The sequence below is a fragment of the Thalassospira sp. SN3W genome (assembly GCF_038070535.1).
GTDB lineage: Bacteria > Pseudomonadota > Alphaproteobacteria > Rhodospirillales > Thalassospiraceae > Thalassospira > Thalassospira xiamenensis.
Genome location: NZ_CP121124.1, coordinates 3,172,098 through 3,194,967, shown reverse-complemented (window position 1 = coordinate 3,194,967; position 22,870 = coordinate 3,172,098). Strand labels below are relative to the sequence as shown.

The 22,870-nt window shown below is 57.4% G+C and carries 22 protein-coding genes and 2 pseudogenes; 19 read left to right on the top strand and 5 right to left on the bottom strand.

All coding sequences use genetic code 11. The features are described 5' to 3' along the window. Positions 1–106: 106 nt before the first annotated feature. A complete protein-coding gene (locus P8T57_RS14475; protein WP_341363508.1) occupies positions 107–1,150 on the bottom strand; it encodes a FecR family protein in 1,044 nt (347 codons plus the stop codon). A 135-nt stretch (positions 1,151–1,285) separates the two neighbouring features. Continuing rightward, positions 1,286–1,798, bottom strand: coding sequence for a sigma-70 family RNA polymerase sigma factor (locus P8T57_RS14470; RefSeq protein ID WP_082822542.1), 513 nt, complete (start codon positions 1,796–1,798; stop codon positions 1,286–1,288). Positions 1,799–1,974: 176 nt separating this feature from the next. Here P8T57_RS14470 and P8T57_RS14465 point away from each other — a divergent pair, with 176 nt between their 5' ends. Both P8T57_RS14465 and P8T57_RS14460 read left to right on the top strand, forming a co-directional pair. Further along, complete coding sequence (locus tag P8T57_RS14465; protein WP_341363507.1) at positions 1,975–2,373, top strand: cytochrome c; 399 nt, start codon at positions 1,975–1,977, stop codon at positions 2,371–2,373. 192 nt (positions 2,374–2,565) lie between these two features. Next, the gene (locus tag P8T57_RS14460; RefSeq protein ID WP_341363506.1) at positions 2,566–3,258 is read left to right on the top strand and encodes a hypothetical protein; all 693 of its coding nucleotides are present in this window, start codon (positions 2,566–2,568) and stop codon (positions 3,256–3,258) included. Here P8T57_RS14460 and P8T57_RS14455 read toward each other — a convergent pair. After that, the gene (locus P8T57_RS14455; protein ID WP_341363505.1) at positions 3,223–3,570 is read right to left on the bottom strand and encodes a hypothetical protein; all 348 of its coding nucleotides are present in this window, start codon (positions 3,568–3,570) and stop codon (positions 3,223–3,225) included. The genes P8T57_RS14460 and P8T57_RS14455 overlap by 36 nt on opposite strands. A gap of 62 nt (positions 3,571–3,632) precedes the next feature. On the opposite strand from P8T57_RS14455, the gene P8T57_RS14450 reads away from it, so the two are divergent. From P8T57_RS14450 to P8T57_RS14405, 10 genes are all read left to right on the top strand, one after another. Beyond that, positions 3,633–6,206 (top strand): autotransporter domain-containing protein, encoded by a 2,574-nt coding sequence (locus tag P8T57_RS14450; RefSeq protein ID WP_341363504.1) that lies wholly within the window; start codon positions 3,633–3,635, stop codon positions 6,204–6,206. Positions 6,207–6,421: 215 nt separating this feature from the next. After that, complete coding sequence (locus tag P8T57_RS14445) at positions 6,422–8,086, top strand: HAMP domain-containing methyl-accepting chemotaxis protein (RefSeq protein WP_341363503.1); 1,665 nt, start codon at positions 6,422–6,424, stop codon at positions 8,084–8,086. A 301-nt stretch (positions 8,087–8,387) separates the two neighbouring features. Next, on the top strand, positions 8,388–9,206 hold the full coding sequence (locus tag P8T57_RS14440; RefSeq protein ID WP_341363502.1) for an alpha/beta hydrolase: 819 nt from the start codon (positions 8,388–8,390) through the stop codon (positions 9,204–9,206). Between the two features lie 445 nt (positions 9,207–9,651). Continuing rightward, positions 9,652–10,371 carry a FadR/GntR family transcriptional regulator gene (locus P8T57_RS14435; protein ID WP_341363501.1) on the top strand — a complete coding sequence of 240 codons (720 nt, stop codon included), beginning with the start codon at positions 9,652–9,654 and terminating at the stop codon, positions 10,369–10,371. After that, the gene (locus P8T57_RS14430; RefSeq protein WP_341363500.1) at positions 10,358–11,557 is read left to right on the top strand and encodes a PLP-dependent transferase; all 1,200 of its coding nucleotides are present in this window, start codon (positions 10,358–10,360) and stop codon (positions 11,555–11,557) included. Before P8T57_RS14435 ends, P8T57_RS14430 begins: the two co-directional genes overlap by 14 nt. Positions 11,558–11,586: 29 nt before the next feature. Continuing rightward, positions 11,587–12,855 carry a sugar ABC transporter substrate-binding protein gene (locus tag P8T57_RS14425; protein WP_341363499.1) on the top strand — a complete coding sequence of 423 codons (1,269 nt, stop codon included), beginning with the start codon at positions 11,587–11,589 and terminating at the stop codon, positions 12,853–12,855. A 44-nt stretch (positions 12,856–12,899) separates the two neighbouring features. Continuing rightward, entirely contained in the window at positions 12,900–13,793 is an 894-nt protein-coding gene (locus P8T57_RS14420; RefSeq protein ID WP_341363498.1) for a sugar ABC transporter permease, read from the top strand. Positions 13,794–13,811: 18 nt separating this feature from the next. Beyond that, entirely contained in the window at positions 13,812–14,663 is an 852-nt protein-coding gene (locus P8T57_RS14415) for a carbohydrate ABC transporter permease (protein WP_062960875.1), read from the top strand. 10 nt (positions 14,664–14,673) lie between these two features. Next, positions 14,674–15,786, top strand: coding sequence for a sn-glycerol-3-phosphate ABC transporter ATP-binding protein UgpC (gene ugpC / locus P8T57_RS14410; protein WP_341363497.1), 1,113 nt, complete (start codon positions 14,674–14,676; stop codon positions 15,784–15,786). A 211-nt stretch (positions 15,787–15,997) separates the two neighbouring features. Further along, positions 15,998–16,801 carry a transporter substrate-binding domain-containing protein gene (locus P8T57_RS14405; protein ID WP_341363496.1) on the top strand — a complete coding sequence of 268 codons (804 nt, stop codon included), beginning with the start codon at positions 15,998–16,000 and terminating at the stop codon, positions 16,799–16,801. Positions 16,802–16,863: 62 nt separating this feature from the next. Here the strand turns inward: P8T57_RS14405 and P8T57_RS14400 are convergent, their stop codons facing one another. Then, on the bottom strand, positions 16,864–17,805 hold the full coding sequence (locus tag P8T57_RS14400) for an arylamine N-acetyltransferase (RefSeq protein ID WP_341363495.1): 942 nt from the start codon (positions 17,803–17,805) through the stop codon (positions 16,864–16,866). A gap of 342 nt (positions 17,806–18,147) precedes the next feature. Between P8T57_RS14400 and P8T57_RS14395 the strand changes: the two genes are divergently transcribed. After that, positions 18,148–19,002, top strand: a complete 855-nt coding sequence (locus P8T57_RS14395; protein ID WP_341363494.1) for a D-amino-acid transaminase — start codon at positions 18,148–18,150, stop codon at positions 19,000–19,002. A 207-nt stretch (positions 19,003–19,209) separates the two neighbouring features. On the opposite strand, the gene P8T57_RS14390 is transcribed toward P8T57_RS14395, so the two are convergent. Continuing rightward, positions 19,210–20,148 carry an aromatic alcohol reductase gene (locus tag P8T57_RS14390; protein WP_037991911.1) on the bottom strand — a complete coding sequence of 313 codons (939 nt, stop codon included), beginning with the start codon at positions 20,146–20,148 and terminating at the stop codon, positions 19,210–19,212. Between the two features lie 102 nt (positions 20,149–20,250). Between P8T57_RS14390 and P8T57_RS14385 the strand changes: the two genes are divergently transcribed. From P8T57_RS14385 to P8T57_RS14360, 6 genes and pseudogenes are all read left to right on the top strand, one after another. Continuing rightward, the gene (locus P8T57_RS14385) at positions 20,251–20,676 is read left to right on the top strand and encodes a helix-turn-helix domain-containing protein (RefSeq protein WP_037992021.1); all 426 of its coding nucleotides are present in this window, start codon (positions 20,251–20,253) and stop codon (positions 20,674–20,676) included. A gap of 48 nt (positions 20,677–20,724) precedes the next feature. Next, positions 20,725–20,988: pseudogene (locus P8T57_RS14380) on the top strand (transposase); the annotation flags it as partial. Then, a complete protein-coding gene (locus P8T57_RS14375; RefSeq protein WP_341365378.1) occupies positions 20,973–21,203 on the top strand; it encodes a transposase in 231 nt (76 codons plus the stop codon). The pseudogene P8T57_RS14380 and the gene P8T57_RS14375, both read left to right, overlap by 16 nt. Next, positions 21,091–21,484 (top strand): annotated as a pseudogene (locus P8T57_RS14370) (transposase). The gene P8T57_RS14375 and the pseudogene P8T57_RS14370 overlap by 113 nt, the downstream one beginning before the upstream one ends. Then, the gene (locus tag P8T57_RS14365; protein ID WP_158526686.1) at positions 21,471–21,584 is read left to right on the top strand and encodes a transposase domain-containing protein; all 114 of its coding nucleotides are present in this window, start codon (positions 21,471–21,473) and stop codon (positions 21,582–21,584) included. Before P8T57_RS14370 ends, P8T57_RS14365 begins: the two are co-directional and overlap by 14 nt. Before the next feature lie 410 nt (positions 21,585–21,994). After that, positions 21,995–22,867 (top strand): DMT family transporter, encoded by an 873-nt coding sequence (locus P8T57_RS14360; protein ID WP_037991910.1) that lies wholly within the window; start codon positions 21,995–21,997, stop codon positions 22,865–22,867. Positions 22,868–22,870: the final 3 nt, after the last annotated feature.

The window sequence follows — 22,870 nt, the reverse complement described above, 5'->3', positions numbered from 1 at the left end:
GATCGCAAATGAGAATAAAAACGCTTCTCATTTGCGCTTAAAACACAAAACGCGCCTCAAGGGATTTTTTTCAAAAAAACTTCGGGAATTTTTTCAGATGCCCGGATCAGGATGCCGAAACCAGCAAAACCCAAGGTGTCACCTGCCGCACCACGGCATTTTGCGCACGCGCAATCCCGCGAAGGGCTGCCAGCGGATCGGCAAGGTTATAAACCCCCGTCACCGGTCGGGACGCCAATGCATCATCGGTAATGATGATCCGGCCCGCATAATAACGCCGCAGCCCGTCAATCACGGTGCCCAACGGCTGATCCTGTGCAATCAACTGGTTCTGTCGCCAGCTCGCGATCTGCCCGGCCGGAAGGCTGCCGCGTGCCACCGCCCCCTGCCATGTCACACTGGCACTTTGTCCGGCTTCAAGCATTTCATGAACCGGCGGGTTAATCGCATCAAATCCGACCCGCACCAATCCATGTTCGACCGCAACCAGCGTACCGGCATCATTACGCCGCACGTCAAACCCGGTGCCCAGCACCGTGACATCGACATCCTCCGACGATACCCGGAATGGCCGTTTTGGATCGGGCGTCACGTCAAAAAACGCTTCACCGCCCAAAAGCGCGATATGGCGCTCCCCCGCCTCAAACCGCACCCGGATCGCACTTTCCGGTGCCATCGTCACCGTGCTGGCATCGGCAAGGGTGATGGTCCGCATTTCGGCGGTGTCGGTCACATAATCGGCCTGCCAGCCGGTCACGGCACGGCTAACGATCCCCGGCCCGACCACGGCGGCAAAAAGCGATGCGGCAATTGCAAGCCCGCCACCAAGCCACATCTTTCGCCGTCCGAACGTCGGGCGGACAATATTGTCTTTACGCGATGATGATGAAACAGATGATCCGTCACCGCCCGCCCGCATCTCATGCACAAACGGCTGCCATCGGTCGGCATGTTCGGGCACACCTGCCGCCATCACATCGGCTGCCAGGCGGGTTGCGTTCCATGCCTGCATATGGGCCGGGTCGGCATCGCACCATGCCGCGAATGCACGCAGAATATCCTGATCGTCCGGCTCTTCCTGCAACAGGATCAGCCAGTCGGTCGCCTCCCGTGAGGCCTGCGGCGGGATCGCATCTGTGTTCGCTGCCATTCTCGTCTCTATCCCCGGTCGGTCTCGCAAATTGCGGGTGCGGACCGGCCTGCCCCGCAAAAAACCAAAGCCAAAATCCCTGCAACTACTAAACGCATTTGCGGAACTTTTTTCTATAAATATTGTGAAACCGGCTCATGCCTGATCCAGCCGCTGCTTGCAATGCTCGATCCCGTCCGCCACCAGCTTGTGTGCAAGCGGCACGGATATGCCAAGGAAGGCGGCAATTTCCTTAAGCTTTGCGCCACCAAACCGATGCATTTCGCATGCAATGCGGGTGCGTTCGGGCAATTCATCCATCGCCGCCATCACGATCGCATATTCATCCTTGTAAAGGGCGACGGTTTCCGGGTCCGGGGTGGCATCGGGCGATGTCCGGGCGGCTTCGTCATAATCCCCCGCCGATGTCAGGCGGCTTTCACGCACCAGCCTGCGTTTGCTATCCAGCGCCAGGTTGCGCACGATCCGGTAAAGATACCCCGTCGCATCCTCGATCAACCGCCCGTCCGATGCCGCATCAAACCGCAACCACGCTTCCTGCACCAGATCCTCGGCCTGCACGCGATTGCCCGTGATGCTGCTGGCATAATTCACCAGCGCCGGACGGTGCGACATGAACAGGACAAGGGCATTGGGGTTCGCGGACAAAGCCGTATCTTCCTTCTGGACCGGCACAAACAATGGCGTATCGGAAACCGGAAACGTCACTAGCAGATATTAAGACTGATTATCAATATCTTTCGCAATCTTCCCCGCCACATTCGAAAACGTTCCTTTACCAAATGGCGCTATACTCAGCGCAAGCAAGAAAGGGGGAAACCGCCATGAAAACCAGAATCCGCAAAAGCAGCCTCGTCATCCTGATCACCGGGGCCGCCGCCGCCACCTTCCTGATCGTCAGCAACCAACTGGCCCATCGCGGCGAGGAACAGGGCGATATCGCGCGCGGCAAGGCGATTGCCGAACAGACCTGCCTGCGCTGCCATATGGAATTTGCCGGTGATCCCTATCCCGACCCCGAAATCACCACCGCCCCGCCGCTTGCAAGCTTCGGCCAGCGCTGGCCGATTGAAAACCTCGAAGAAGCCCTCGCCGAAGGCATCACCGTGTCGCACGATCAACTGACCATGCCGGAATTCACCTTCACCCCTGAAACCATTGCCGATCTTCTGGCCTATCTTGATGATCTCTCCCAACGGGCCGATGCCAGACCGGCGAACTGATCCCGAATGATCCGGCCCGGCGGATGGTCTTTTTATCTTTTAAAAACCTGCCAAATATCCACTTTGCGCAACCCCTTATCCAGATTGCGCAGAATAAAGCCTAAGGCCCCAGATAGCGGGTTGTCCCCTTGGCAAAAGTCGCCCAAAGGATTGGGAAATCATCATTTCTCATGACCGAAGGCGTGCTGTCATATGGATCCGCATCAACCATCCCGGCGGGCACGTCAATTCTCCTGCTGGCGTGGTATCTTTGCGCACACCCGATACGGTCTTGTCCCCCTGATCCTGTCATGCGCCGCACCAATCGGATCGGCACAGGCCGCAACGTTCAACGTGACCAACACCGCCGATAGCGGTGCCGGTTCCCTGCGTCAGGCGATTTTTGATGCCAACGCTGCGGGTGGTAGCAACACCATCGATGTCCAAAATGGTCTGGGCACCATCACGCTGACCAGCGGCGATCTGAACGCGCTGAACAGCAACATCACGCTGAACGGCAATGGCAATACGCTGAGTGGCAATAACGCGTTTCGCGGCCTGTTTGTTTATTCCGGCACCGTGGCAATCAACGACCTGACCATCGAGAATGCGGTTGCATCTGGCGGCGATGCAGGCCAGGCCGCAGGCGGCGGGGCCGGGCTTGGCGGGGCGCTGTTCGTCAAGGATGGCGCCAATGTCACCATCAGCAACCTTGTCGCGCAAAACAACGCCGCAACCGGCGGTGATGGCGGTGCACAAACCGCAAGTGGGGTCACCGGCGGCGGCGGCGGCATGGGGGGTGATGGCGGCACGGTTGTCAGTGGCACTAACGGCGGCGGCGGCGGCCTTGGCAGCGGGGCAACCGGTGGATCAAATAGTGGCAATGGCGGTGACGGGATCGCCTAGGGCGAAGGCGCCGGTGGGGATGGCACCGATTCTGGCGGCGGGGGTGGTACGGGCGGCAACAATGGCGGCGGCGGGGGTTCCGGCGACCAATCGGTCGGCGGCGGCGGTGTCAACGGCATTGATGGCACGTTCACCGACGACCCCGATGGCGGCTTTGGCGGCGGCGGCGGCAAAGCCGGCAATGGCGGTTTTGGCGGCGGGGTGGCGCATTCCGGGGCGATGGCGGTTTTGGCGGCGGCGGCGGTGGTGGCGGCCTTGGCAGCGTCGCCAATGTCGGTCAGGGCGGATTTGGCGCGGGCAACGGTGTCTCAAGCGGTACCATCTCTCAGGCGGCCGGGGGTGGTGGCCTTGGTGCCGGGGGTGCCATCTTTGTGATGGATGGCGCAACCCTGACCATCGCCGGAACCCTGACCGTCAATAACAACACTGTCACCGGCGGAAACGGCGGAACCGGTGCGGCGGGCACCGCCGAGGACGGCTCTGCCTTTGGCGATGGTGTTTTCCTGCAAGGCAGCGGCACCCTGACCTTCAATCCTGATACCGGCGATACACAAACCCTTGCCAATACCATCACCGATCAGGCCGGATCGGGCGGCACCGGAAGCTGGGCACTGACCAAAAACGGCGCAGGCACCCTGACACTCAGTGCCGCCAACAGCTATTCCGGCGCAACAAACCTTTCGGCGGGCACGTTATCCCTGTCGGGATCGGGAACACTCGGAAATGCCGCAGGCGCGCTGAACCTGACCGGCGGAACGCTTGATCTCGGCACGACAACACAGACCCGAACCGGCACCATCACACTCAATGGTGCGACCGTGTCAAACGGCACATTGTCATCATCGGGCACCTTCGATACCCAATCAGGCACCATCAGTGCCGTTCTGGCCGGAACCGGGGCGCTTGCCAAAACCGGCACCGGCACTGTCACGCTCAGCGGGGCCAACACCTATACCGGCGCAACAAATCTTTCGGCGGGCACATTATCCCTGTCCGGATCGGGAACACTCGGAAATGCCGCAGGCGCACTTAACCTGACCGGTGGAACGCTTGATCTCGGCACGACGACACAGACCCGCACCGGCACCATCACACTCAATGGCGCAACCGTATCAAACGGCACATTGTCATCATCGGGCACCTTCGATACCCAATCAGGCACCATCAGTGCCGTTCTGGCCGGGACCGGCGCGCTTGCCAAAACCGGCACCGGCACCGTCACACTCAGCGGCGCCAACACCTATTCCGGCACCACGACCGTTTCTGCGGGCCGCCTTGCGGTCAATGGATCAATTGCCTCTGCCGTCACGGTCGCGAGCGGTGCCACCCTTGGCGGCACGGGAACCGTCGGGGCAATCACCATTTCATCGGGCGGCATTCATGCGCCGGGCAATTCCATCGGCACACAAACCGTCAATGGTGCCTATGTCCTCAATGCCGGTTCCATCCTCGAGATCGAGGTGGATAGTGCCGGAAATTCCGACAAGGTCATTGTCAATGGCACGGTCGATATCACCGGCTCGACGCTGCGGGTCAAAGGCGTATCGGGGAACAATTTCTCCGGCCAAACGACCTATAATTATGTGATTATTGAAAATGATGGTGTTGATGCAATTACCGGCGATTTCGCAACAATTGACAATCAGCTTGCCTTTTATGATGCCAGCAATTCGACCACGGGCGGCACCGGCAATGATGTCTCCCTGACACTGACCCGCAACGCCAGCGGCTTTACCGACATCGCCACAACCCCCAATCAAAAAGCCGTCGCTGGCCAGATCGGCAACCTTTCAGGCACGGACGGCACCACCATCAGCAACGCCATTCTTGGCCTGACGAATGCCGGGGCACAGCACGCCTATCAACAGCTCTCGGGCGATATCTTTGCCGCCGCCCCTGCCATGAATGCCCGCATCACCCATCAGGCCACCGGCCAGATCGGCGCGCGCCTTGCCGATCTGAACCGCAACCGCGGCGTTACCGGAACCACCAGCGGGTCCCTTGTCGCCGCCAGCACCCTGTCCCCCGCCGAACTTACCGGCTTTGCCCGTTCCGGCCCGATGGCAAGTGACGCAAACATGCTGTCGCTGGGCACTGAAAATGCACCACAGGCCGCCTCCGCCATCTGGCTTCAGGCCATCGGCGCAACTGGCCGGATCGATGGTGATGGCAATGCCGACACCACCGATTACCAATGGACCGGCATGGTTGGCGGCTTTGACTCACCGCTTTCCGATACCACCATTCTGGGGGTCTATTTCGGTTATGCCGACGCCAAAAACCGTCAGGCTGGCCGGGATGCCACCCTCGATAGTCGCAATTTCATGGCCGGGCTTTATGGCACACGTGGCCTTGGCGATGACTTGCGGCTTTCCGGGCAGGCCGGATGGACCCGAACGGCAAATGACAGCCGCCGTAATCTTGATTTTGGCGGCATTGATCGTACCGCCACTGCGGATTACACCGACAACGCACTCAATGCCAATCTTGAACTGGCAAGGGGATTTGACGTTGCCCATAACTGGCGGGTTGCGCCCTATGGCGGGCTGGGGGTGCTGTGGAACCATCATGACGGCTTTACCGAAACCGGGGCCGGGTCGGCCAATCTGTCACGCGCATCTGACAGCACCCTGACCGGCACCGCAAGCCTTGGCCTGCGGATGGCGGGCCTGTATGAAACCGGCAATGGCAAAACCCTGATCCCGCAATTCCGGCTTGGCTGGGACCATCACCTTGGCCCGACAGCCCACAGCACCACATTGGCCTTTACCGGCACATCCTCCTTCACGGTCGCAGGCAGCGAAACCGACCGCGATACACTGGTCGGCAATCTCGGCTTTGCCCTTGCCGATGACGATGGCTGGAGCTTTTATGCCGATTACCAGCCCTCGATCTCCAAAAGCCGCCGCGAACATGCCGCCAGTGCCGGGTTCAGAATGAAATTCTGATCTCTCAAAAACCTGTTGTCCTTTGGGCCATCCCATACGCGCCGCATCCTTCTTTGCGGCGCGTTTTTTTCACTCTCCACCCAAAGGTGAATAACATCACACGGCGGCAAACCAAACCTACCAAAGTATCGTATAACTATCCATATGAGTAGTAATGCTATTCAAAATAGAGCACGTTCGAGAGGATGTGCGTTTAGAAATTTTGGTGAGTTAAAATGTCGTTTTTTGGTAAAATCAAGATATCCCACAAAGTATTTGGCGGGTTCGGGATCATTCTCGTGCTTTTGGGGGTCTTGGCGATTATTTCCGTCTTCTCCCTTTATCGCGCAGAAGATAACTTCGCGAAATATCACGAGCTGGCGGAAATATCGAACCAGTCATCCTACGTGCTTGCCAATATTCAGGATGCGCGTATCGGCATTGCGACCTATCAAACCAATTCGTCAAGCGCGCTAAGAGAGCAAGCCGTCGGCAAGCTGTCGACCGCACTTGACATGAACAAGAAGCTTATCGCCATCCTTGACAGTCAAAGCAAAATCGCGGCTGCCCGTCAGGCAGAACAGGACTTTCAGGCTTTCCTTGCATCTTTGAATAAATTCAGCGCAAGCAGTGATGCATCCGAGCGCCAGGAAATCATCGAAAGTGAGCTTGACGTGATTGGTGCCCGAATTGCAACGGCAATCGAAGAGATCCGGATTGCCAGCAAGCAGGAACAGGATGCACTTGCGGACCAGACGATCAACGGCATCGAGTTCGAGATTGTGGTTACCGAAATAATTGCCGTTGTCGCTGTTATTGTCGGTATGGTTGCCGCTTGGTTCATCGGGGCCGGAATATCCCGCCCGATTGTGGCGATCACGACGACAATGCGCAAACTTGCCGATGGCGATAAAACCATCCTGATCCCCGGCCAGAATCATGAGGACGAAATTGGCGACATGGCCAAAGCCGTTCTGGTGTTCCAGGAAAACATGATCAAGGCCGACGAACTTGCCGCCCAAGAGGCCGAGGCCCAGAAACAGCAGGCAGCGCGGACCAGACTGATCGAAAAACTGACCAACGATTTCGACAGCGACGTGTCAACAGTCCTGAAAACCGTGGCATCTGCCGCGACAGAAATGCAGGCAACTGCAACATCCATGACCGCAACTGCCGAGGAAACCAGCCGCCAGTCCACGGTTGTCGCCGCCGCGGCCGAACAGGCATCAAACAATGTACAGACGGTGGCCAGCGCCTCCGAGGAACTGAGTGCCTCGATTTCTGAAATCAGCCATCAGGTAAGCCAGTCCGCACAGGTCGCCAGCAAAGCCGTTGCCGAAGCCCAAAGCACCAACGCCCAGGTCCGCGGCCTTGCCGAAGCAGCCCAGAAAATCGGCGATGTTGTCGGCCTGATCAGCGATATCGCAGCCCAGACCAATCTTCTGGCCCTTAACGCCACGATCGAGGCCGCCCGCGCGGGCGAGGCCGGAAAAGGGTTTGCCGTGGTCGCCGCAGAGGTCAAAAACCTCGCCAATGCAACGTCAAAGGCGACGGACGAAATCACCAGCCAGATCACAATGATCCAGTCCGAAACCGAGGAAGCGGTGATTGCCATCGGTTCCATCAGCACGACAATTGCCGAAATCAGCGAAATTTCGGCCACCATCGCAAGCGCCGTTGAACAACAGGGTGCCGCCACCCAGGAAATCAACCGCAATGTTCAGGAAGCATCTGACGGAACCACCGAGGTAACCTCAAACATTCACGGCGTCAACGAAGCCGCAGCCTCAACCGGTGCGGCGGCCGAACAGGTGCTTGCCGCATCGGGGGACCTGTCCGAACAGGCCGAAACCCTGCGCCAGAAAGTCGAGACGTTCTTGAACGCCGTGAAAGCGGCCTGACGTAAAGACAGGCAACGATATAAAACACGCGCAAACTGCAACAGGCCCGGACAAACTCTCCGGGCCTGTTTGCTTTTGCCGACCTTTTGATCCCCCCTGCAATTTCAATCCCCAAACTTTGGGATCTGCGGCCTCGAACCCGCCCCGCCCGCTCACGGGCCATAACACCGACCTCACGCTTATGTGATTGCACGTGATTAAATCGCACGCGATTTAATATTGCACGATCATAAATTCACGGCTACAAGCATTTCATCGAAACAACGTTTGGCCGGTCATCGGCGAAACCGGGAAAAGGAAGATGAAAATGCTGAATGTGAAAAACCTGCTCAAGGCGACCGCTTTTGCTTTTGGCCTGATGGCCGCTCAATCTCCGGCCTTTGCCGCTGACACTGCGGCCGCGAATGCCGCCAACACCAAACCAACCATCCTTCTGGTCCATGGTGCATTTGCCGCCTCTGACAGCTGGGACGGCGTCGCGCCGATCCTGCAGGACGAAGGATATCGCGTCATAAGCGTCGCCAACCCGCTGCGCAGTGTATCCGGCGATGCCGCCTATACCCGCTCGCTTATCGACAGCATTCCGGGTGAGGTCGTTCTGGTCGGTCATTCCTATGGCGGGCCGGTCATCAGCAACGCCGCAACCGGTGCGGCCAATGTCAAGGCGCTGGTCTATGTCGCCTCTTTCGCCCCGGAAAAGGGTGAAACCATTGCCGAACTGGCCGGAAAATTCCCCGGCGGCACCCTGGGCGAGGCCCTGGCAGCCCCGGTCCCGCTCGGTAACGGTGTGAATGACCTTTATATCGATCCGGCAAAGTTCCACGCGCAATTTGCCGCCGACGTTCCGGCTGACAAGGCACGCCTGATGGCGATTGCCCAACGCCCGGTCACCGACTTTGCGCTGAATGAACCGTCTGGCGATATCGCATGGAAGGATGTGCCGTCCTACCACATCTATGGCACGGCCGATAAAAACATCCCGCCCGCCGCAATGGAATTCATGGCGAAACGCGCCAATTCACAGGAAACCGTTGTGATTGATGGCGCCTCCCACGTCGTCATGGTTTCCCACCCCAAGGAAGTTGCCGACCTGATCCTCAAGGCCGCCAACGCCAACTGAACCTTAACGCCTGCCTCCCTCAACATCTGCCCAACTTCACGCGCCGCATCCCCCATGCGGCGCGTTTTTTATACCACGCTGCTCGTTCCCCTTCAGCCCACCTCCCCACCTTTCCATCGGCACCGTCGGCACCATTGCTCCGATCATCACCGCCAGATCTCGCTGCCCTTTGCACCGACTCCCTGCCGCACGCACGCCGTTTAACGGAATTTTTCGGTCAAACACCCCGGATCATCCGGATTTGCAGCGCACCCACCGCACCATTCCGATCCCGGCCAAAGTCCCGGAAACCGCCATGCTGCCGCCATTCGCGATTGCAAAACATCATCGTTCTTTTCATTTCCGCTTGACTTGAACCGATTCAATTCCAAAATTGGTCTGACGTCTGATGGCTGACCACATATCCGGTCGCCGGGGCGATGTAAAAATCAGATAAAGGTGTGAAGTGTCGCAATCGGCAGGTGCCACTATCCGACCCATACAGACATCGGGGCGTCGCGATGCGATCCTTGAATCCCTGACGCAATTCATCGTGCAATCGGATTTGAAACCCGGCGATCAATTGCCGCCCGAACGCGAACTGATGGCGGGCCTTCAGGTCGGCCGATCCAGCATCCGCGAGGCAATCGGCCATATGCAGGCCCTTGGCATCGTCGAAATCAAACGCGGATCGGGCACCTATCTTAAACGCCCGGTCAGTGAACAGACCCTGTTCATGCCGCTTTCCATCGCCACCCAGCGTGATGGATTGTTGCAAACCCTTGAAGTCCGCCGCGGCCTTGAAGTCGAAGCCAGCATGCTGGCCGCCAAACGCGCAAGCGATGCGGATATCGAAGCAATGCGCGCCGCCCTTGATGCGATGGAAGCCGAACATCTGGAATTTGGCACCGCCGGCCAGGCCGACCTTGTCTATCACCTCTCGATCTACAAGGCGTCGGGCAATCCCCTGTTTGAACAGTTACTTGGCCAGATGCGCGAAGCGTTTGAAAGCTTCTTTGCCCAGCCCTTCAACCGCCCGGACTTCGCCAAGGAATCCTTTGAATTTCACCGCATGCTGTTTGACGCGATTGTCGCTCGCGACCCAGAAGCCGCCCGTCAGCACACGCTTGCCATCCTTGGAATCGTCGAAAACGACATCGTGAGAATGTCCAATGAACAACAATAATTCCGATAAACCGGCAAATAGCAGAACACTGGACGACGCCCTGTCCGCCGCCACCCGGCTGGCCTATGACGAAACCCATTTCGCCAATGCGGTCGTGCCGCCGATTTTCCAGAACTCGCTTTTCGTGTTCGAAAACTTCGCCGAAATGGTTGAAACCTATGCCGGGCGCAAAACCCGCCCGGTCTATTCGCGCGGCCTCAACCCGACAGTCCGCGCGTTCGAAGAAAAAATCGCCGCCCTTGAAAAAACCGAGGACGCATTGGGCACCGCCAGCGGCATGGCAGCAATCTCGTCCGCCGTCCTGTCGGTGGTCCGCCCCGGGGACCGGATCGTTGCGGTCGAACATCTTTATCCCGATGCCTTCCGGTTTTTCGAGATGTTCCTGCGCGATATGAATGTCACGGTCGATTATGTCGATGGCCGCGATATCGATGCGGTGCGCGCCGCCATTCCCGGTGCCAAGGTCCTCTATCTTGAAAGCCCGACAAGCTGGACCTTCCACACCCACGATATCAAAACCCTTTGCGATATCGCCCGCACCGCCGGGGCGGTATCGATCATTGATAATAGCTGGGCATCGCCGATTTTCTGCCAGCCCGCAACATTGGGCTGCGATGTCGTGGTTCATTCCGCGTCAAAATATCTTGGCGGGCATAGCGACGTCGTCGCAGGCGTGATTGCCGGATCGGCCGAATTCATCGGCAATGTCCGGTCCACCATCCTGCCTTATCTGGGGGCCAAGCTTTCGGCCTTTGACGGCTGGCTTTTGCTGCGCGGGCTTCGCACATTGTCCGCCCGCATGCATGAACATGAAAGATCGGGGCTGGCCATTGCCGGTTTCCTTGCCGACCACCCCGAAGTCATCGCGGTTCACCATCCGCGTCTGGGCGGGCAAACGCCCCCCGGCCTGACCGGATCATCCGGTCTGTTTTCGTTCGAGTTCACCCCGAATGTCGATATCCCGAAATTTGTCGATGCGCTGCGCATCTTCAAGATCGGCGTGTCATGGGGCGGGCACGAAAGCCTGATTGTGCCTGCGCTGGTGACGCGCGCACAAGTCGGCGGACCCAATTCCGCACTGCGCTTTGGCGTGCCGGAAAATCTGGTCCGCCTGCATATCGGCCTCGAAAGCCCGGAAGACCTCCGGGCAGACCTGACACAGGCGATCGGGGCAAGCCTGAAGTAAGAATACTCTTTAAAACAGGGAACTTCACAATGAACTGGAAAACAACATTACTGGCAGGTGTGACCTCTCTCGTTCTGACAAGTCAGGCCCATGCCGATACCACGCTGAAACTTGTCGAAGTCATCACAAGCCCGGAACGCACCGAAACGCTCAAAAGACTGGTCGCGGAATACGAGGCGGCAAATCCCGGTGTGACCGTCGAAATCACATCCCTTCCATGGGGGCAGGCGTTTGAAAAATTCGCCACCATGGTATCGGCCGGACAAACCCCCGACATCGTTGAAATGCCCGATACGTGGCTAACCCTCTATGCCAATAACGGCGCGCTTGAAAGCCTCGAACCTTACATCAAGGAATGGGACGGGGCTAAAACGCTCAATGACCGGGCCATCGAATTTGCCCGTTCGGCCAACAACACCGCCTATATGCTGCCTTATGGCTTCTATCTGCGCGCGATGTTCTATAACAAAAAGCTGTTCGAAGAAGCCGGTGTGACCGACGTGCCGGTAACGCTCGATGACTTCCGCGCAGCCGCCGAAAAGGTATCCGCCCTTCCCGGTAAATATGGCTACTGCATGCGCGGCGGGCCCGGCGGGCTGAATGGCTGGGTAATGTTTGGCGCGACCGCCGCCGGATCAAACGAATTCTTCACCGAGGACGGCCAAAGCACCTTTGCGACTGAGGGCTGGACCGACGGTCTTGAATATCTGATCGATATCTACAAGGACGGACTGGCGCCCAAAGACAGCCTGAACTGGGGCTTTAACGAAATCGTCGCCGGGTTCTATTCCGGCACCTGTGCGATGCTCGATCAGGACCCCGACGCCCTGATCGCGATTTCAAGCCGCATGAAGGAAGAGGATTTCGGCGTCACCACCATGCCAAAGGGCCCGTCGGGCAAGGCCTTCCCGACCATCGGCTATGCCGGCTGGTCCATGTTTGCCAACAGCGAACACAAGGACGAGGCATGGAACCTGATCGCCCATCTTGAATCCAAGGACAGCAACCTTGCCTGGAACAAGCGCATCGGGGCATTGCCGATCCACAATGGTGCCGAAAGCGATCCGTTCTTTGCCAGCCCGCAATTCGAAGGCTGGTTCAACGAACTGTCCGATCCCGACGTTCACCCGACCGTCATGCCGACCCATCTTGAAGAATTCGCCTTCTTCAAGGACAGCCTTGTGATCCGCACCAGTCAGGAAGCCATGCTCGGCCGTATTTCGCCCGAAGAACTGGCAACCGAATGGGCAGAATACCTGACCCCGGCACAGAAAAAATGGATGGCGGCAAATCAGTGACCACTGCAATGCAGGCCGGAAAACTCCCCGTCGAAAGGCGGGGGGTGATCTCCAGAAGACTGTCCGGCATCCTTGAACCCTATCTTTATGTTTCCCCCGCCCTGATCCTGATCATCGCGGTGATGCTGATGCCCCTCGTTCTGGGGCTAAGCTACGCCTTTCGCGATATCCGTATCCTCAATCCGTTCAGCGGCGGCTTTGTCGGCACGGCCCATTTCCAGACCCTGATCACCGACAATGCGTTTCTTGGCGCATTGGTCAATACCGCGTGGTGGACTTTCGGCTCCCTGTTATTCCAGTTCACGCTTGGCCTGATCCTTGCCCTGTTGCTTAACCGGGATTTCCTTGGACGTCGGCTGGTTCAGGCGCTGGTATTCCTCCCGTGGGCCGTGCCGACCTTTTTGTCGGGTCTTAACTGGGCATGGATGTTCAATCCCGTCGTCGGACCGCTGCCGCACTGGTTTACCGCCCTTGGCCTGATGGAAACCCCGTTTAACATCCTGTCCGATCCGGACCTTGCGATGTGGGGGCCGATTGTTGCCAATATCTGGTTTGGCATTCCATTCTTTGCCATCACCCTGCTGGCCGCCCTGCAATCCATCCCCAAGGAACTGTACGAAGCCGCCTCAATCGATGGCGCGACCACCCGCCAGCAATTCATCAGCATTACCCTGCCGTTTTTGGCCCCGACCATTGCGATCACGCTGATGCTGCGCACCATCTGGATTGCCAATTTCGCCGATCTGATCGTCGTCATGACCAATGGCGGCCCGGCGGACTCAACCCAGATCGTCGCATCCTACATCTTCACCCAGGCCTTCCGCCGCCTTGATTTCGGCTATGCCTCGGCAATTGCAGCCGTCCTTCTGGTTCTGCTGCTGGCCTATGCGCTGGGTGTGATTGCACTGCGCCGCGCCATGACGCATGCCGACAGCTAGGGCAAGGGATCAAAGAACATGAACGTTTCCGGAAATTCACCCGCCCGCAAACTGGTCTATTGGGGCAGCCATTATCTGATGATCGGGGCCTTTGTCGTCTTTGCCCTGTTCCCGCTTTACTGGCTGCTCAAGGTATCGGTCACCCCCAACGACATCCTGTATACCGAAGGCGTTCGGATGTGGCCGTCACGCACAACGTGGGAAAACTATTTCTTCGTCCTGACCCAAAGCAACTTTCCGCATTATTTCCTGAATTCCGTGATCGTTGCGGGCACCACCGCGATTGTGACCACCATGGTCGCCGCCGTGACCGGTTATTCCTTTTCGCGCTTTGCCTTTCGCGGCAAGGTGATCATCGTCGCCCTGATGCTGATCACCCAGATGTTCCCGCTGGTCATGCTGATTGCCCCGATCTTTAAAATTCTGGCCCCGCTTGGCCTGACCGACAGCCTGACCGGGCTGATCATCGTCTATACGGCGTTCAATGTGCCGTTCGCGACCTTCCTGATGCAGTCCTTCTTTGACGGCATTCCCAAGGATCTCGAAGAAGCCGCGATGATCGATGGCAATACCCGCTTTCAGGCCTTCCGCCGCATCATTCTGCCGCTTACCCTGCCCGGTGTGGCGGCAACGCTCGGCTTTGTTTTCACCGCCGCCTGGAGCGAGCTTTTATTCGCCCTGATGCTGGTCAGCAGCGAAAGTGCCTCGACCTTCCCGGTCGGTCTGCTGTCATTCGTTTCAAAATTCAGTGTCGATTTCGGTCAGATGATGGCCGCCGGTGTGCTGGCCCTGATCCCGGCCTGCGCGTTCTTCCTGCTGATCCAGCGTTATCTGGTGCAGGGGCTTACCGCTGGCGCTGTGAAAGGATAAGAGGACCCAAATGGCTTCCATTGAAATTTCAAATGCCGTCAAAAGCTATGGCGCGGTCGATGTCCTGCACGGGATCGACCTTGATATCCAGGACGGCGAATTCATCGTTCTGGTCGGCCCGTCGGGCTGTGGCAAATCGACCCTGCTTCGCATGATTGCCGGGCTGGAGGACATCACATCAGGCGCGATTTCCATCGGCGGCACGGTGGTCAATGAATTGCAGCCCAAGGACCGCGACATCGCCATGGTGTTTCAATCCTATGCGCTTTATCCACACATGTCGGTCGCCGAAAATATGAGCTACGCGCTCACACTACGCAAAACCGCGCGGGAAAAAATCGCTGATGCGATTACCAATGTCGCCGAAATCCTTGGCCTGACCGCCCTTCTAGAACGGCGGCCAAAGGCCCTTTCGGGTGGGCAGCGCCAGCGTGTTGCCATGGGACGCGCCATTGTCCGCAAACCACAGGCCTTCCTGTTTGATGAACCGCTATCCAACCTTGATGCCCGGCTTCGCGAACAGATGCGCACCGAAATCCGCAAACTGCACCGCCGCCTTGGTGCGACCTCGGTCTATGTCACCCATGACCAGATCGAAGCCATGACCATGGCCGACCGGATCGTTGCCATGCATGACGGCATCATCCAGCAGGTCGGAAGCCCGGTCGAAATCTATGACCGCCCCGCCAACATCTTTGTCGCAAGCTTCATCGGATCACCGGCGATGAACTTCCTCAAAGGTGCCTATGAAATCGCCCAGAACGGCACGGCTGGCATCCGCCTGACCGACGGGGCGTTTGTGCCCGTCCTGCCCGCACGCGGGGCAACGGCCAATCAGACCGTGACCCTTGGCGCGCGGCCCGAACATATCGCCATTGTTGCTGATGGTAACGGCGGCATTCCCGCCCGGGTTGAACTGATCGAACCGATGGGGCTATCAACCCTTGTTCATGTCTCACTCGCGGGCAATCCGGTCAAAATCTTTACCCTCGATCGCCCGGATTTCGCCGTCGACAGCTTCATCCATATCGCGTTCGACATGGAAAAAATCCACGTCTTTGACACCGAAACCGAATTGCGCCTGCCTCCGGAAAACGAGCCCCACACGGCCCAATCGGCCTAGGCGTTCGCACCGTCGTCTCCCGCGCCGATTGCACCTACAATCCCGGCGCATCTGCTCAAAGGCCGCAGCTCTCCCTCTGCGGCCTTTGTCTTTTGCATTTGCCCCTGCAAAGTTCTTCTGCCCTACCCATATACAATGAAACACACGGTTGAATTGCGACCACCACAGAACACCGCAACCAATCGCCCCGGGGCATCGGGAAAGGACGCGGATGACATTTTTTCGCAAAATCGGGCTCGCAGCCGCCCTTTTGCTGCTCGTCCGGACAAACGTTCAGACGCACGCCAACGCGCATGAACTGCCATCGGCACGCGCAGGTGAAACGCTGGTCATCGTCACCAACGATTACCCGCCCTATGCGCACGCCGACGCGGATGGAAGCTTCCTGCCTGATCTGTTTGATGCCATCGGCCATGAAATGAATGTCCGTTTCGAATTTCATTTCAAACCGTGGAAACGCGGCGAACAGGATGTTGAAAATCTCGAAGCATGGGGCACGCTGCCCTATCGCCGCACCGAAGAACGCGCGCGAAAATTCAATTTCTCTGACGCGCTCTATATCGAAGATTCCCCGTTTTTCGCCTATAACGCAAACGGTCGCAAACCGGCCATTCACTATGAAGAACTCTCTGATCTCAAACCCTACCGCCTTGGCGGGATACAGGGATATTATTATCAGCCATGGTTTGAGGAAGCCGGGCTTTCCGTCGAATATGCCCTGACCGAAGAACAGAATTTCAAAATGCTTCACATCGGCCGGATTGACCTGTTCTCCACCGCGCGCTCCGTCGGCTGGTACACCATCCGAAACCTTTTCCCGCCAAAAGAAGTCGAAAAATTCTATACGATTGAAAAACCGCTGCTTGAAGGATCGGGGCTTTTCCTGATGACCTCAAAGGATTACCCGAACGGCGATGAACTGCTCGAACGCTTCAACACGGCCCTTGCCACCGTCAAGCAGAACGGCACGTTTGAAAGCCTGATGAACCGGCATGAATTGACGGTCAATTACTGACCCCGCATGCAAAAGGGCCGCAGCACTTTGCCACGGCCCTTTATTATCTGAATTTCGCGGCCTTACCCCTGCCTGCGCACGGCCTCGGCACTGGCGATCACGTCCTCAAGGTAGCTCCGCCACGACGGATCAACCGTAATCCCGAAAATATCGGTCAATGTCTGCTCGACATCGCCGACCGACAGGTGATGCACCTCTTCCTCGCCTGTGCGCAGCCGGATGGTCAGGCGGTTGTTCAGCAACGTGAACCGCGCATGCGGCGCACTGCGCGCCACCATCAGGACCTTGGCAAAGCCGCTTTCGGGATGGGTGCTGGCATAGAAATTCATCACCTCGTAATCGATATCCTCGACCGGGACGATATCGACCTCATGCACCGGCTTCCACACCCCGTCGCGTTCAAGCTCCGTCAGGTAACGGCCATTGCGCTCCCGCACGCGGAAGGTATCATGCGGGGTGACCTGCGGCACCGAAACGCCCAGCAAAAGCGGTGCCGTCGGCACACACCCGCCCAGCCCGACATCCACCAGCCACGCCTCGCCATCCAGTGTGACGCGCATCGCCATATGGCAGCGCGGCCGCGGGCCGTCCTCCTCGGAATAGCCCCACAATACCCGCCCGGCAAGGCTTTCGACCTCGAAGCCAAGGCTCTGCAAAACCCGGCGGAAAAGGCCGTTCTGCTCAAAGCAATATCCACCACGCCCGTCAAAAATGATCTTGCGGTCAACATCATCGGGGTTAAGGCTTACCCCCTTGCGGCACAGCACATTGATCGCCTCGAACGGGATATGCGCGGGATGGAGCGCATGCAGATCACGCAAAACCTCAAGGCTCGCCTCGCGCGGGCCGTCATAGCCGATCCGCGCGAAATAGGCATCCAGATCGACCTGCGGTTCCGGCAGGTTAAAGGGCTTGGCCCAGCTTGCGTCAATCGCGTTCTGCACGCTGGAATGGATCGTGGCATCATCGAATTTGGCGGCATTCGTCGGCAGATGCGTATTCATCGGGGGCTCCGTGTCTTGTCCGTTCGGGGCGGTATGGGGCGGTATATCGAAGAACCTCTATCTCAGGAGCAGGACCATAGGACCTCAAGTTAAGTTCAGGTCAAACACTAATTTCAAAAACTTATCATCGAATGTTCTGCGGTCCTGAACGTCAACAAACGCATATATGTGCAACATTGCGGCATTCCAAAGGCCACAAAGGCAATTTTCCACCTTTTATACGCAACAACCAAAGCGCGGCGCGACAAACCCGCCTGCTCTGTGTTATCGAAATGGTATATGATGTAACGCTCGCGAATGCCCGCACCATTCCGACGGTTCCCGAACAGACAGGAAGATGACATGCGTACTGTTTATGTGAACGGCGATTATCTGCCGGAAAATGAAGCCAAGATTTCGATCTTTGACCGTTCCTTCCTGTTTGCCGACGGCGTGTATGAAGTCACCTCGGTACTTGATGGCAAGCTGATCGATTTCAACGGTCACATGACCCGTCTGGCCCGCTCGCTCTCGGAACTGGGCTTTACATACAAGGCCGATATCGACGAACTGCTTGAAATCCATCGCGAACTGGTCAAACGCAACAACATCACTGAAGGCCTGGTTTACCTGCAAATCTCGCGCGGATCGGCCGGTGACCGTGATTTCGCGATCAAGGATGACACCCCGGCCACGGTTGTTCTGTTCACGCAGTCGAAATCCCTGATCAAATCGGCATTGGCCGAACGCGGCCAGAAAATCCTGACCTACCCGGATGTCCGCTGGCGCCGGTCCGACATCAAAACCGTGCAGCTTCTTTATGCGTCGCTTCTCAAAACCGAAGCCGCCGCCAAGGGGGCCGATGATGCGTGGATGGTGCTGGATGGTTACGTCACCGAAGGCTCGTCAAACAATGCCTATATCGTGACCCAGGATAACGTCATCGTCACCCGCCAGCTTTCCAACGACATCCTGCACGGCATCACGCGTAAGGCCGTCCTGAAATGTGCCGAAGAATTGCAACTCAAGGTCGAAGAACGCCTGTTCACGGTCGATGAAGTCTATGCTGCCAAGGAAGCCTTCTCGACCTCGGCCTCGGCCTTCGTCTGCCCGGTCGCCGAAGTCGATGGCAAAAAAATCGGCGACGGCACGCCGGGCCCGATCGCTAAGCGGCTGCGCGAAATCTATATCGAAGCCAACCGCGCCACCGCGATCTGATCAATCCGCATCTCGCGTCCCAAACGCAAAACGCCGCTCCTTCTCGGGGCGGCGTTTTTTTGTTTGTCTGAAATAATTGTCGAGTGCCAGAAAAGTTGAAATTTTCGCCAGAGAAGATGAAATTCTCGCCGGAAATGATGAAATCATCACGCCCCAGGAAACTCCACAACCCGACAGCATCTGAGACTGTAGACCGTATCATCGCCCTCAGGAGCGAAGGTTTTCTCTGATCCACTCCTCAGCGGTCGTGACATTGATGCCATTCCGCTCATTGAAGCTGTCGCGTTTGGGCCATGCCACACCCTTCCCTTCGGCAAAGACAGCCCGATATTTCTTGATGTGGTTGTCGGGGTCCTGTGCAAGCTCCGATTTGAGCTGAGGAACTGTCCATTCCGATTTCGTAAACGGACGCCCAAGCACAGTCTGAAGCTTGTCTGCAACCTCCCCATACGTCACCGTGTCACCCGCAAGGTAGACGATCTCGTTTCGGATCGCCGGTTGAGCAAAGACCACCTCTGCGGTCAAGGCACCGATATCATCAGGGGTCGTCAGCGTAACTTCCGTATCCAGGCTGCCCAGCGCGTGGACCGCATTCTTTTTGAGATCAACGACCTCAAATATTGGTTCGAATAAAAAGCTCGTGAACATTCCCGTGGAAATTACGACCCAGTCCGTTTTGTCTTGGCCGCGCAGGAGTTCACGCACATCAATCTGGGCGTCGAACAGGTCCTGGGGGCTGCCGCGACCGATGACGTCAAAATCGACACCGAACTGCCAAGGAAAATATCGCTTCAGGTTGGCTTCAAGCGCAGCCTTTGCGAGTTTCATTGGAGTGTTTCGACCGGCGGAAAAGCCTGCGCAGCCGATCACTGTATCATAAGGTGCAAAGATCGCTGCCAGCTCGCTTATCGAAGCGGCAAGGATATCTCCGGGTACGATCTCGATCCCTAATGCGCGAATTTCAGCGACGTCGCGCTTTTTCACTGGATCGATGGATTCAACGGTGGCCGCCCGCAAGAGAACGCTGACCGTTGTCCCTTCATGCGCCTTGGCTTTACGTGCAAGATTGCGCAGAACCGGCATGCCGAGTTCTCCGGCACCAATGACCAAGATCGACTGTGCGTCGACTGTTTGCGAATAGTTCATCGTGGAAACCCTTCCTAATCTCATCGTTGATATGACCGGATAGATGACATAGTTCGAAAGCTGTCGTAAGAAGGCACACGCGTGATACCGGAGGGCAGGAAGATGACCAGAGACGAAATGCTGAGCTATTCTCAAGCTGTCTGCGACGGTCTTCGCGAGGATGAAGACGGAGTAAGGCGCGAAGTTCTGACCCACGCAGGGAACAGATGGTCGCTGGGCATCATCCACACCTTGGGTGTCTATGGCAGACTACGCCATGCGGATATCGGACGACGAATGCATGGCGTTACCCAGAGAATGTTGACACGTACCCTCCGTCAGCTTGAGAGGGATGGGCTGGTCACACGTTATGATCTCGTGGAGATGCCGCCACGCGTGGAATACGAGCTGACAGAGCTGGGAATGGGGCTGCTTATTCGCATGATCCCGCTTTGGACATGGGTTGTTGAAAATTCGGATCAGTTTCGAAAATCGCGTGAAGAATACGATTCCCGACCGGCAGAAAATCCGTCGTGGCAAACTTTTTGATGGACTGTTCGCCTGTCCAATGGCCGTCTTTTTGAAGTGCGCGAAACGATGCCGTCCCTGCCGATTGAGCGCGGCATGCCCACGGCCAATCTTCTCGCCCATGTGCTGGTCTCGAAATATGCCGATCATTTACCGTTGTACTGGCAAAGCGGCATTTATGCCTGCGGCGGCATGGAGCTGTCCCGATCATTGCTGGCCAACTGGGTTGGCAAATGTTCAAGCCTGATGGAGCCGCTGATTGATGCGATTGAACGGCATGTTCTGGCCGGGTCGCATATCCATGCGACGATACACCGGTGCCTGTCCTTGAGCTTGGCCGGGGGAAAACAAGGCAGGACCGGTTATGGATTTATCTTCACGAAGAACGGCCGCATGGCGGTGATACGCCACCAGCCGCCCTTTATAGCTATACACCTGATCGCAAGGGCCTTCATCCGCAGACGGTTCTGCAAGACTTTACCGGTCATCTCCATATCGAAGCCGACAAAGGAGGCACTCGATCATATCGGGCATCTGTTCGACATTGAACGTCAAATTATCAACAAGCCGCCTGATGACCGTTTGGCGGTGCGTCAGTCTCACAGCCTGAGGCAACTTGGCGAAACAAAAAACTGCTTCGCGCATTCCTTGCGCAAGATACCGGACAAAAGCGATCTGGCCGGAGCGTTGCGTTATGCCCTGACCCGGTGGGACGTATGCTTATGATGGCAGATGCGAGATCAGCAACAATGCCGCAGAACGCGCCATCCGGCCTTTGGCCATCGGCCATTTACAGTCTCATCAAGACAGCAAAGATGCAGGGCCTTGATCCGCGCAAATACCTCAGCGCCGTCCTTGAGCGCATTGCAGATCATCCGATCAACAAGATCGACGCCCTGCTTCCTTGGAACATAGACCTCCAGGACTGATCCACTCTCCGAAAGGATATCGCAGGCCCTGTCAAGGTAGTCGTGACACGACGCTTACAACTTATCTGGCAATCGAAAATGTTAAGTAATTGATTTCGCAGAAAGCCGAATGCCGCCTTTTGTGGCACGTGACAATAATCGGGGCCTCGCGACCGAACCCACGGCCCCATGGACTCCCGCTTTCGCGGGAGTGACGATAAAGTTGCGCATAGCCCTCCCCCCCCCTAAACCGTCATTCCCGCGCAGGCGGGAATCCAGTCCTTCGTGCCACATCCTCAAAACCACCCATCGAACCCGCAGCCCCACCGACCGCTTTCTTTGCTGGCCTCAATCGGTACTTTGCCCTAAAGCTCGGAAAACAGATGGTGATTGCGATAACCCACCATCACACAGGGAAAGCGCCACGAACCATGAATGCACAACAGCCCCAGCACAACCTGACCGGCATCATTCTGATGTGTGCCGGTGTCGCCCTGCTGTGTGTCAATGATGCCCTGGCCAAGGGATTGATGGATCATTATTCACCGATCCAGATCATCTTTCTGCGCAATTCGATTGCCCTGCCCTTTGCCGCCCTGCTGGCGATTAAAATGGTCGGGTTGGGCGGCCTGCGGTCCAATCGGATCGGCGTGCATTTCATGCGCACCGTCATCTGGATCGCCGCGACCATCATGTTCTTCACCAGCATCCATCTGATGGGACTGGCCGAAGCCACCGCCCTTGCCTTTGTCGCCCCGCTCTTCATCACCGCGATTTCATCGGTGCTGATTGCGCGGGTCGGCTGGCGGCGCTGGGTGGCTGTGATGGTCGGTTTTCTGGGTGTTCTGGTGATTGTGCGCCCCGGTGCCGCAACCTTTGAACCCGTCTCGCTCTTGCCGGTGGCGACCGCCTTTACCTATGCGCTTCTGATGCTAAGTGCGCGCCTGCTCGACCCCCGCGAAAGCATGTGGACGCTTCTGTTTTACCTCAGCTTCACCAGCACATTGCTTAGTGCCTGTGCCGTCTGGTATTTCTGGACCCCGATCCGGGCGGAGGATATCGGGCTTTTCATCGCCATCGCCTTTGTCGGCACCAGCGGCATGACCCTGATCACCCAGGCCTTCCGGGTGGCTGATGCGCCAACCGTCGCCCCGTTTGATTACACCGCCCTCGTCTGGGCCACCGGGCTTGGCTGGTTTTTCTGGGGCGAAACACCCGATCTTCTGACCTTTGTCGGGGCGGCCATCATCACCGGAAGCGGCATCTTCATCATCTTCCGCGAAAAGCGCGTGGCAGAAAGCTGATGC

What these genes read in the sequence shown, in the direction of transcription:
- P8T57_RS14475 (WP_341363508.1), bottom strand. Translation starts at nt 1,150, where the DNA reads ATGGCAGCGAACACAGATGCGATCCCGCCGCAGGCCTCACGGGAGGCG.
- P8T57_RS14465 (WP_341363507.1), top strand. Translation starts at nt 1,975, where the DNA reads ATGAAAACCAGAATCCGCAAAAGCAGCCTCGTCATCCTGATCACCGGG.
- P8T57_RS14460 (WP_341363506.1), top strand. Translation starts at nt 2,566, where the DNA reads ATGGATCCGCATCAACCATCCCGGCGGGCACGTCAATTCTCCTGCTGG.
- P8T57_RS14450 (WP_341363504.1), top strand. Translation starts at nt 3,633, where the DNA reads ATGGATGGCGCAACCCTGACCATCGCCGGAACCCTGACCGTCAATAAC.
- P8T57_RS14445 (WP_341363503.1), top strand. Translation starts at nt 6,422, where the DNA reads ATGTCGTTTTTTGGTAAAATCAAGATATCCCACAAAGTATTTGGCGGG.
- P8T57_RS14440 (WP_341363502.1), top strand. Translation starts at nt 8,388, where the DNA reads ATGAAAATGCTGAATGTGAAAAACCTGCTCAAGGCGACCGCTTTTGCT.
- P8T57_RS14430 (WP_341363500.1), top strand. Translation starts at nt 10,358, where the DNA reads ATGAACAACAATAATTCCGATAAACCGGCAAATAGCAGAACACTGGAC.
- P8T57_RS14425 (WP_341363499.1), top strand. Translation starts at nt 11,587, where the DNA reads ATGAACTGGAAAACAACATTACTGGCAGGTGTGACCTCTCTCGTTCTG.
- P8T57_RS14415 (WP_062960875.1), top strand. Translation starts at nt 13,812, where the DNA reads ATGAACGTTTCCGGAAATTCACCCGCCCGCAAACTGGTCTATTGGGGC.
- ugpC (WP_341363497.1), top strand. Translation starts at nt 14,674, where the DNA reads ATGGCTTCCATTGAAATTTCAAATGCCGTCAAAAGCTATGGCGCGGTC.
- P8T57_RS14405 (WP_341363496.1), top strand. Translation starts at nt 15,998, where the DNA reads ATGACATTTTTTCGCAAAATCGGGCTCGCAGCCGCCCTTTTGCTGCTC.
- P8T57_RS14400 (WP_341363495.1), bottom strand. Translation starts at nt 17,805, where the DNA reads ATGAATACGCATCTGCCGACGAATGCCGCCAAATTCGATGATGCCACG.
- P8T57_RS14395 (WP_341363494.1), top strand. Translation starts at nt 18,148, where the DNA reads ATGCGTACTGTTTATGTGAACGGCGATTATCTGCCGGAAAATGAAGCC.
- P8T57_RS14390 (WP_037991911.1), bottom strand. Translation starts at nt 20,148, where the DNA reads ATGAACTATTCGCAAACAGTCGACGCACAGTCGATCTTGGTCATTGGT.
- P8T57_RS14385 (WP_037992021.1), top strand. Translation starts at nt 20,251, where the DNA reads ATGACCAGAGACGAAATGCTGAGCTATTCTCAAGCTGTCTGCGACGGT.
- P8T57_RS14365 (WP_158526686.1), top strand. Translation starts at nt 21,471, where the DNA reads ATGCAGGGCCTTGATCCGCGCAAATACCTCAGCGCCGTCCTTGAGCGC.
- P8T57_RS14360 (WP_037991910.1), top strand. Translation starts at nt 21,995, where the DNA reads ATGAATGCACAACAGCCCCAGCACAACCTGACCGGCATCATTCTGATG.